This is a genomic window from Empedobacter sp. UBA7611 (assembly GCF_002484365.1).
GTDB classification, from domain to species: domain Bacteria; phylum Bacteroidota; class Bacteroidia; order Flavobacteriales; family Weeksellaceae; genus Empedobacter; species Empedobacter falsenii_B.
In genome coordinates this window covers 1-7,219 of sequence record NZ_DLJR01000079.1, presented here as the reverse complement: position 1 = coordinate 7,219, position 7,219 = coordinate 1, and the positions used below count along the sequence as shown (strand labels likewise).

At 32.1% G+C, this 7,219-nt stretch carries 5 protein-coding genes; all 5 read right to left on the bottom strand.

The genetic code is table 11. From position 1 onward, the window contains the following. Nucleotides 1–77 precede the first annotated feature (77 nt). The gene (locus B3R94_RS13390; protein ID WP_115001672.1) at nt 78–2,990 is read right to left on the bottom strand and encodes a M16 family metallopeptidase; all 2,913 of its coding nucleotides are present in this window, start codon (nt 2,988–2,990) and stop codon (nt 78–80) included. Nucleotides 2,991–3,061: 71 nt separating this feature from the next. Then, a complete protein-coding gene (gene crcB / locus B3R94_RS13385) occupies nt 3,062–3,439 on the bottom strand; it encodes a fluoride efflux transporter CrcB (protein WP_280062828.1) in 378 nt (125 codons plus the stop codon). Further along, nucleotides 3,439–3,645: a hypothetical protein gene (locus B3R94_RS13380; RefSeq protein ID WP_286482582.1), complete on the bottom strand. Its 207-nt coding sequence runs from the start codon at nt 3,643–3,645 to the stop codon at nt 3,439–3,441. The genes crcB and B3R94_RS13380 overlap by 1 nt, the downstream gene beginning before the upstream one ends. Nucleotides 3,646–3,715: 70 nt before the next feature. Further along, the gene (locus B3R94_RS13375) at nt 3,716–5,284 is read right to left on the bottom strand and encodes an NAD(P)/FAD-dependent oxidoreductase (protein WP_291101434.1); all 1,569 of its coding nucleotides are present in this window, start codon (nt 5,282–5,284) and stop codon (nt 3,716–3,718) included. 113 nt (nt 5,285–5,397) lie between these two features. Then, on the bottom strand, nt 5,398–6,591 hold the full coding sequence (locus B3R94_RS13370) for an aminopeptidase C (RefSeq protein ID WP_291101431.1): 1,194 nt from the start codon (nt 6,589–6,591) through the stop codon (nt 5,398–5,400). Nucleotides 6,592–7,219: the final 628 nt, after the last annotated feature.

The following is a 7,219-nucleotide window of genomic DNA, read 5'->3' as shown; positions in this document are numbered from 1 at the left end:
CAGTTAGTAAGATACTACCAAATAAACGCGTTGTAGGATTTCCTAAACGCGTTTATTTGTTTTTATGTGTTTGATTATTAGTAGTTAAACAACTCTTCTAACGTTAATTCTTTTACTTGTCCAAGTTTTTCAACAGATGGCCAATCTAAGTTTTCTTTCTTACCAATTAAACCAACATTGAAGTTTTGACCTTTGATATGTTTTTGGAAAAATTGATCCAATTGATCTAATGTTAATTTAGATGTTTGATCGTAAATATCTTTATTGATATCATAATTTAGACCTTTATCTTGTAATGATAACCAATAAAAGAACACATTTGCTTTTGTATAACGACTTGTAGCGATTTGCTTAAGTGCTGCTTGCTTAGAATTATTGAATTGATTTTCTGCTTTTGGCATATTATTCATTAATTCTTTCATTGCGTCAACAGCTTGTGGCAATTTGTTTGCTTGTGTTCCAATTACAGCTCTTACATAATTGTAATTATCTTTTTTATTTGCATTAATGTAATAAGAACCAGCAGAATAAGCCAATGATTTAGACTCGCGAATTTCTTGGAAAACGATAGATGACAAACCTCCACCAAAATACTCATTGAAAATTCCTGTAGATGTCAACAAAGTTGGATCATATTTAGTATCACGAGCAAAGAAATTAATTTCCGCTTGTACCATATCGTAAGGAGCAAAATATACTTTGCCATCTGTAGCTGGTTGTGGATATTCTTTTTTCTTAGGATAATCTAAATTTTTCCCGAAATTATGATTTTGTTCAATTGCTTTTTTCGTTTCCGCTTCATTATTTCCGTAATAGAAAATCTGGTGCTTGTAATTAAAGAAATCTTTGATGATTTGCGTTAATTCTTTTGGATCAATAGCTTTCAAATCAGCTTCAGAAATAATATCTCTCGAGCGATTATTTGGTCCATATTGCGCATAAGTGTTCAACAAAGAAGAAATCACGTTTTTGTTCTTTTTTGAATTTTCTCTTGATTTCAAGATTGTTTTCACATATTCTTGGTAAGATTCATTATTTGCAACGGCATCACTTAAAAGATGTTCAAATAATTTGATTCCGCTTGTTAAGTTCTTTTGTAAACCTGTGATATAAACAGAAGTTCTTTCTGTACCAGGATTAACTCCATAATCAACACCAATTTTATAAAACTCTTTTTTCAAGTTTTCTGGCGAATATTTGGACGTTCCTAAATAATTTAAGTAATTAATCGCTAAACCAAGCTTTTTGTTATTGTCTGATCCCATATCCGCGATATAGTAAACAGAGCTAATATCGTTTGTCTTGTTCTGAATCGAAGTGAATTTTGCATTCTTGATTTTACTTTCGTTCAATTCTTTTTTGAAGTCAACAAAAACTGGTTTAATCTCACTTGATTTAATCTTCATGAAATCTTTGTACCAAGTAGATTCAGCATCACGATTCAATTGAATTGGCGTAATTCCAGGATTCGAAACACGTACCAAATCCTTGTTTTCACCTTGACGTTTGTAAACAATTACATAATTATTCGTATAATTATTCTTTGCAAAGTCCATTAGTTCTTGCTTTGTTACACGACCCATATCATCGTATTGATCGACAACTTCTGCCCAAGGAACATCATTGATATATGATTTGTACAAACTTGCTGCTAAAGAACGAGTATTTTCCCAGCTTTTCATACGAGATTTTCTTAAATCATTTACAACTGCTTCTATCATCCAATCATCAAATTCCCCTTTTTTGATTTTTTCAATCTGAGCAATTAATAAATCACGTACTTCTTCTAAACTTTGTCCCTGTTTTGGAGATCCAGAAAAAGAATGCATACCATAATCTCTAAAGAAAGAAGAAGAGCTTCCTGCTCCTAATGTTTTTTGCTGTTGATTGATATTTAAGTCGATTAATCCAGCTGTAGAATTACTTAAAATATAATCAATTAATGTTACATATTTTGCATCAGAACTTTTTGCTCCGTTAAAACGGTAAGCAAACTGAACACGTTCCGAAGATGGACTAAAAACTTCGCTTGTTACAATTGTTTTAATCGGCTCTTCTTTTGCAACATATTGTGCAGGAGCTGCTTTTGTAGCATAATTTCCAAAATATTTGTCAATCATTGGAACAGCCGTATCAAAATCGAAATCACCAATCAACATCACAGCCATATTGCTCGCTACATAATATTTATCGAAATAATTATGAATTGCAACCATTGATGGATTTTTTAAATGTTCTGAAGTTCCAATAGTTGTTTGTGTTCCGTAATGCGATTTTGGAAACAATGTTTCCATCATTTTATAAAAAACTAAACGTCCATCATTGTCTTGTGAACGATTAAATTCTTCGTAAACGGCTTCTAATTCAGTATGAAAAAGACGTAAAGTTAATTCACTAAAGCGCTCAGATTCTACTGTTAACCATTTCTCTAATTCATTATTCGGAATATTATTATGATAAATTGTTTCTTCTAAAGATGTATGTGCATTAGTTCCTGATGCTCCCAAAGATGAAATTAATTTATCGTATTCGTTTGCCACAGCATATTTGGATGCTTCTTGCGAAACTTGATCAATTTTTTTATAGATTTCTACTTTTTTTGCAGGATCTTTTTCTGCTTTGTGCTGTTCGTATAAATCTGAAATTTGTTGGATCAAAGGTTTTTCAACAGCCCAATTTTGTGTTCCAATTTTAGAAGTTCCTTTAAAAACCATATGCTCTAAGTAGTGAGCCAAACCAGTATTGTCTTCTGGATCGTTGTTAGAACCTGTTTTTACAGCTATATGAGTTTGGATTCTTGGTTCGTCTTTTATTTGAGCCAAATAGATTTTCAAACCATTTTTTAGCGTATAAATTCTTGTATTCGAAGGATCATTTTCTACCATTTCGTAGGTATATCCTTTATTGTCAGTTTTTTTCACTGTTTTTAATTGTGCGTGAGTAAATACAGAACCAAAAATGATTCCGCAGATCAAAATAGATTTCCTCATGTATTAATTTTTTAAGTTGCTTAAAAGTAACACATTAAAACGAATAAGAGAAAACTATTTTCGATATAGAGTTATTTCGTTAATCTAAAACCAATCATTGTAAAGATTAATCCAATGAGTACACTTGAAAAAATATAAATAATTGGTGTGATATAATTTTGTTGTTGAATTAAGTTGAAATTTTCATACGAAAAACTAGAAAATGTGGTAAAACCTCCACAAAATCCTGTTATCAGTAAAAAATTGAAATAGGTATTTCCTAAACCATTTTTGATTGAATATCCATATAAAGCGCCAATCAAAAAACAACCGATAACATTTGTCAGAAACGTAGCAAATGGAAAAGGTTGTGAATAATATTTTCCGATTCCGTACGAAATTAAAAATCTTGCAACACTACCAAAAGCGCCACCTAAACCAACAAATAGTATAGATTTTAAGAGATTCATTAAATTCTGTTAACAATTTTAATCAAAGCTAAAAATAGTAAAATGATGAATGAAATAATTCCTAAAAAGAATAAACCTAATCCAAAATAAACAATTGTAATTGTTCCAATATTCCAACCGATTAAGTTGATTGAATAACCAATCAAAATCAGTACTACTGAAATCAATAAAAATTTGAAATTATTTACTTTTTTTAGATTCATCATTTATAAAGAAGCGAAGCTGAAACAAGTTCAGCTTGACATCCGTATTTTATTTTGAGTATTAAATATAAAACTATTTTTCGATAAAATTCTTCACAGCAATTGCAACTTTTGCTCCGTCCATTGCGGCAGAAATAATTCCACCAGCGTAACCAGCTCCTTCAGCGCAAGGAAATAAACCAGCAACTTGCGTATGTTCTAACGTTTCTTCATTTCTTGGAATACGAACAGGCGAAGAAGTTCTGGATTCTGTTGCGACAATATTTGCGTTTTCAGTATAGTAACCATTCATTTTTTTACCAAATGTTTGGAAACCTAATTTTAAAGATTGATGAACTTCTTTTGGTAAAACTTCGCTCAATAAACCTGATGTTAAACCTGGTAAATAAGAACAATCGTTTAATGAATTGGATAATTTCCCTGAAACAAAATCAGTCATTCGTTGTGCGGGAGCTTTTAATTTACCTTCACCAACTTGCCACGCTTTTTGCTCGACCATTTGTTGAAACTTCATTCCACCCAAAGGTCCAGTAAAACCATATTTAGCAAAATCTTTTTCATCAACTGTTACAACCATTCCCGAGTTTGCAAAGAATCCGTCACGTTTAGAAGGTGACCAACCATTTACTACCAATTCTCCTTCGTCTGTAGATGCGGGCGCGATAATTCCACCGGGACACATACAAAAAGAGAAAACGCCGCGACCTGCTTCTTGAGAAACTAATGAATACGAGGCTGGCGGAAGAAATTCGTTGCGTTCTGTTCCGATTGGACAATGGTATTGAGCAGAATCAATCAAACTTTGGTGATGTTCTACACGAACGCCTAATGCAAAAGGTTTTGCTTCGATTAAAACTTTCTTTTCATCTAACATTCTGAAAATATCACGAGCCGAATGTCCCGTTGCTAAGATCAAAGAAGAAGTTTTAATTTTTTTATCATGATTAATTTCAATTCCTTTGATTTGATTATTCTCGATGATAATATCCGTTAGTTTTGTATCAAACCAAACTTCACCACCACATTCGATAATTGCTTCGCGCATGTTGGCGATAATCCCAGGTAACTTATTTGTTCCGATATGTGGATGCGCTTCTTGTAAAATACGCTCTGTTGCACCGAAATGGACAAACCATTGCAATGATTTCAGAATGTTTCCACGTTTTGTAGAACGCGTATATAATTTTCCGTCCGAATAAGTTCCAGCGCCACCTTCGCCATAACAATAGTTTGATTCAGGATTTACTTTTCCTTCTTTATTCATTGCTGCTAAATCACGACGACGATCACGAACATTTTTACCACGCTCGATGATAATTGGTTTTAGACCTTGTTCTATTAATTCTAACGCAGCAAATAATCCAGCAGGACCAGCACCAGCAATATAAACTTCGTGTTTGTTTTCTACATTTTGAAGATTTGGATGAAACTCGAAAGCATCAGAGAATTCTTCATTTACAAAAACATTGACTTGTAATTGGGAAATAATATTTCGGCTTCGTGCATCTAAAGAGCGACGAATAATTTGGTAAGCATTGATATTCTCTGGTTTTGTTTTAACAGCAGATGCTAAACGTTGTTTCAGAAGTTTCTCGTTTGCAGCTTCTGTAGGAGATATGCGTATTGTTACATTTTGAGGCATATTTATTGACTAAAAATTAGACTGCAAAAGTACATCAAACCATTTGAAATATTCGTTTTTAAACAAAAAAAGCTGTCTCATAAGACAGCTTTTCATTATTATATAAATTAAGATTATAATCCTAATTTTTTCAACGTTTGTTTTTGAACTCCGTTTTTATGAACTAAAATATTTGTTGTTTTGTACTGAACAAAAGCTTTTGTTACATAAAGATATCCTTCGTAATCGTTAGTTAAACCCCAAGAGTTTTTCACGATGTAGTAATCTTTTCCGTTTTGATCTTTTGCAATACCAACAATGTGCATTCCGTGGTCATCAGTCGTTTGGTAATCATCAAAAGCAGCTTGACGCATATCTTCTGTAATTACTTTTTCTGGTTTTGGACCTTTGAACATATCTGCTTTTTGTTGCGCATTCATATCTGCAAAATCAACTTCTGGTACATACGCCACACCATTTTTCCAGCTAAATCCTTTTTCAGAAACGTCTGTTGCCCAAGCAACTGTAAATCCGTTTTTCAAAGCATAATCAATGTTATCAGTCATCTCTGTCATCGGAACATTGTAGAAAGATTCGTACGCCCAGTTATCAGGAATCGCTAATACAAACGGTTTGTAATAGTCGTGATCTTTAAAAGATGTAATCGCAACATAATCGTTTGGATTAATTCCTACCACTTGATCAGCAAATGTACGTGGTGTGTATTTTTTTCCGTTGTATGTGAATTCTTTTGGATATTCTCCTAAATAGCTATCCAAAACAGCTGTATAGGCTTTCTCCCAGTTTGGTGTTAATTTACCATTTGGATTTGCAACAACCGCTTTCAAAACTCCTTCTTGAATTGCAGCCATTTCACCAAATTGATTTGTTTTTGTTCCGTAATTCAAACCTGTGTAAGTTTCAGTTGGAACAGCTCCGTATTTTTTGATTGTATTCAAAACATCATAGAAAGAACCTCCGTCACCTAAAGTTGTTGCACCGTGCATGCGAACATATTGTTTTCCTTTCTCAACATATGTATTTCTCGCATTGAAAATTGGAGACAATTGAATAGGTTGTTTTCCCATTCTTAACATTTCTGATTCGAAGAAAGAATTTCCTGAATATGACCAACAAGTTCCTGATGAACCTTGGTTTTCTACTGGAGTTTTAGCTAAATTGATAACGTCAGTAAATTTGAAAGCTTCTTTACTATTTTCACTAACATTTTTGTTCAAAGAATTAACTAAATTGTCTTGTGCAGACGCCAATTGAGCTGAAGCTAAAAATAAAGCTGAAGCTAAAACTGGATAAAAAATTTTACGCATTTTTAAATTTATTTTGTGTGAGTATTTTATAAGTAGCTAATTTCACGAAAATGTTAACAATAAACCTATAAAAATTTAAAGTTTTTTTAATAAAACTTCTTAGTAATCATTTACACAATACATTTGGTAAGCTAAAACAGACTTGTTTGCAATAAAATGAGTCCTCGGGTAAGGTAAAACAGACTTGTTTGTGATCAACCGAGTCCTTGGGAAAGGTAAAACAACCTTGTTTGTAATCAAATCTTCTTTACGGACATTGCAAACAGACTTGTTTATAATAAACTTAGTCCGCGGGTAAGATAAAACAGGCTTGTTTGTAATAAAAGTTTCTTTACGAACATTACAAACAAATGTGATTGAGATAAATGTAAGTTAACATTTATTACAAACGAACATGTTTTAGATAAATGTAATGTCACATTTATTACAAATGAACTCGTTTTAGATATTAGTAATTAATAGAATTAAAAATAATTAATTAATTTTTTCTAATTCACATCTATATTTATTGTTATCAATCATTTTTATAAATATAAGTTCTTGTCTTTGATTATATTTCAAATCATAAGTAATAGATGCTATATAATTCTCACTATGATGTAAATCTAAGTGTAATCTTCCCCTTGTT